Annotated in this window: 1 protein-coding gene; it reads left to right on the top strand. The window is 68.9% G+C overall.

The genetic code is table 11. The annotated features are described in order from the left end of the window. Positions 1 to 1,169: IS21 family transposase (gene istA, locus ABG80_RS04560; protein WP_058086583.1), on the top strand; the 1,169-nt coding region annotated here is incomplete at its 5' end. Positions 1,170 to 1,194 lie beyond the last annotated feature (25 nt).

Raw genomic sequence — 1,194 nt, 5'->3', positions numbered from 1 at the left:
CGCCAGAGGTCACCTGCCGACTGGACTTCGCCCCGGGCGAGGCTGCCCAGGTGGACTTCGGCGCCGGCCCCATCTTGCTGCACCCGGATGGCAAGCCGCGGCGCACCTGGGCCTTCGTGATGACGCTGGCGCACAGCCGCCACCAGTACCTGGAGTTCGTCTGGGACCAGACGGTGGCGACCTGGCTGGGCTGCCACCGCCGAGCCTTCGAGTGGTTCGCTGGCGTGCCCGAGCGCATCGTCATCGACAACGCCAAGTGCGCGATCACGAAGGCTTGCGCGCAAGACCCCGTCGTGCAGCGCGCCTACGCCGAGTGTGCCGAGGGCTACGGCTTCAAGATCGACCCGTGCCCGCCACACGACCCGCAGAAGAAGGGCATCGTCGAAGCGGGCGTCAAGTACGTCAAGGGCAACTTCCTGCCGCTGCGTGAGTTCCGCGACCTGGCCGACCTCAATGCCCAGGCCAAGGCATGGGTCATGGAGACGGCGGGCCAGCGCATCCACGGCACCACGCGCCAGCCACCGCTGGCGCTGTTCGCCCTGGAGCAGCCGCTCTTGACGCCACTGCCGGCCATCGCGCCAGACCTGGGCACCTGGCACCGGGTGAGCGTGCACAAGGATTGCCATGTGCAGCTCGAGCGCATCTTGTACTCGGCCCCGTTTGCGCTGGTGGGTAAGACGCTGTGGCTGCGCGCCACCGACGCGGCCGTGGCCCTGTACGAGGACTACCGACATGTGGCCACACACCCACGAGGGCAGCGCCCTGGCCAGCGGGTCACGTGCAAGGCGCACCTGCCACCTGAAGCCCAGGCCTTCTTCGCCAAGGACCGTCAGTGGTGCTCCGCCCAGGCCGCTGAAGTCGGGCCCCAGTGCCGAGCGCTCATCGAGCGGCTGCTGGCAGACAACGTCCTGGAGCGGCTGCGCGCCGCCCAGGGCGTGCTGGGTCTGCTCAAGCCCTACGGCGCCAAGCGGCTGGAGGCCGCCTGCGCACGCGCGCTGGCGCACGACTCGCCGCACTACCGCACCGTCAAAACCATCTTGAGCACGAAGGCGGATGTGCAGGGCGCTCAAGCCGACAACCACACCCCGCCTGCCTACGCCGGCACCAACCGCTTCACGCGGGCAGCCGCTGAACTCTTCCCCACCCCGCAGCCCAGCACGCTGCATTGACCATCCCCAAGGAGATCTCCATGAC

The sequence above is a fragment of the Aquabacterium parvum genome (assembly GCF_001447195.1).
Taxonomy (GTDB): Bacteria; Pseudomonadota; Gammaproteobacteria; order Burkholderiales; family Burkholderiaceae_C; genus Aquabacterium; species Aquabacterium parvum.
This window is presented reverse-complemented; position numbering and strand designations above follow the sequence as displayed.